2 protein-coding genes are annotated in these 1,430 nt (G+C 34.5%); both read right to left on the bottom strand.

The window, feature by feature from the left end:
• Window positions 1-30: 30 nt before the first annotated feature.
• Window positions 31-870: an IS3 family transposase gene (locus tag AC1RPJ_RS07580; protein WP_481761996.1), complete on the bottom strand. Its 840-nt coding sequence runs from the start codon at window positions 868-870 to the stop codon at window positions 31-33.
• Window positions 871-896: 26 nt separating this feature from the next.
• The gene (locus AC1RPJ_RS07575) at window positions 897-1,382 is read right to left on the bottom strand and encodes a helix-turn-helix domain-containing protein (RefSeq protein WP_481761995.1); all 486 of its coding nucleotides are present in this window, start codon (window positions 1,380-1,382) and stop codon (window positions 897-899) included.
• Between the last annotated feature and the right edge of the window lie 48 nt (window positions 1,383-1,430).

The following is a 1,430-nucleotide window of genomic DNA, read 5'->3' as shown; positions in this document are numbered from 1 at the left end:
TGAAGTGAACCCCAAAAGTTGGAGTAAATATTAAGCGATCATCTGGTCGGTATGTTTTCGATATTCAATCGGAGACATACCGGCCAGTTTTATTTTAATTCTTTTATGATTGTAATAATCAATATAATTTTTTATGGCTACTTTTAAAGCTTCGTATGTCGCATAATCGTGATTATGAACTGTCCCAACTTTTAAAATATGAAAGAAGCTTTCAGCACATGCATTATCTAAACAAGTCGCTTTGCGACTCATACTTTGAAAAATTTTTGCTGATTTGATAATCTCTGTATAACGGCTGTTCTGATATTGAAATCCTTGATCAGAGTGAACTGTCATTCGATAACTGAGATTTGAACGTTTATTGATTAACCGTTTTAGTGGTTCTGTCACAAACTCCACCGTTGGGTGGAGGCTAATTGACCATTGAAGGACTTCACTATTAAATAAATCAATATATGCCGTAAAATAAGCTCTTTCATTTGTACTTTTATTTCCCCATCGTAGTTCAGTGACATCAGTTACTATTTTTTGATAGGATCTATCAGTCTTAAAACGTCGGTTTAAAAGATTGGAAGCTATTTTACCAACAGTTCCTTTATATGAATTATATCTTTTCGTTTTTCGTTCGTAAGCGTGACATAGGAGTTTGTTTTCTCGCATTATTCTCAACACGGTTTTGTGATTGATTTTAATGCCTATGTTACGTAACTCACTTGTTACGGGACGATACCCATAATCAGAATGCCCTTCACAAATTGTTTTAATCGTTTCAATCAGTTCTTTTGAATCTTGTTGGTACTCTCGTTTACAAGCATCATGGTAGCTACTGCTGGACATCAGTCCAGCTTTTAATACGGTTGCCAACTTAATCTGTAATTCACACCTTAACTCAGTGATTATCTGGGCTTTTTCTTGGTTTTTAATCTTTGTTTTTTCTGTATTAAGGCGTCCAATTTTTCCAAGTACGCTACCCGTGCCCTTAGAAAGTCATTTTCTTCTTGTAATTGTTTTGAAGTTTTTGGATTTTTTGATTTAGTCATTTTAGGCAGTTTTCCTTTTGAAGTTTTTAAGCGACCTTGTACCAGTTTCTTTTCCCAGTCCCAAATCACGACAGGATTCTTAATTTTAAAATGACGTGCTGTAACCGGAAAAGAAGCCCTATGTTTTAATCGCCAGTGAATGACCTTCATTTTATAGGAATAATCATAAAATGTCTTCCCTAAATTATTTTCTAAGCCTTGAATCCCAAACATTTTAAAATGATCCAACCATTGATAAATAGTTGCAGATCCCTTGATTCCATACTTCTTCATTAGTAAACCGGCTGGTTTACCTTTCAAATATTCTTTTAGAACTTTTTTCTTTATTTCAACTGTGAACATAGTAAAACCCCCTGAGTTAGATTTCTCCAACTCAGGGGGTTCACTTCA

Source organism: Dellaglioa sp. CoH-57-MRSF-17 (assembly GCF_056782015.1).
The sequence above is the reverse complement of the archived record's forward strand: the minus strand, read 5'-3'. Positions and strand labels throughout refer to the sequence as shown.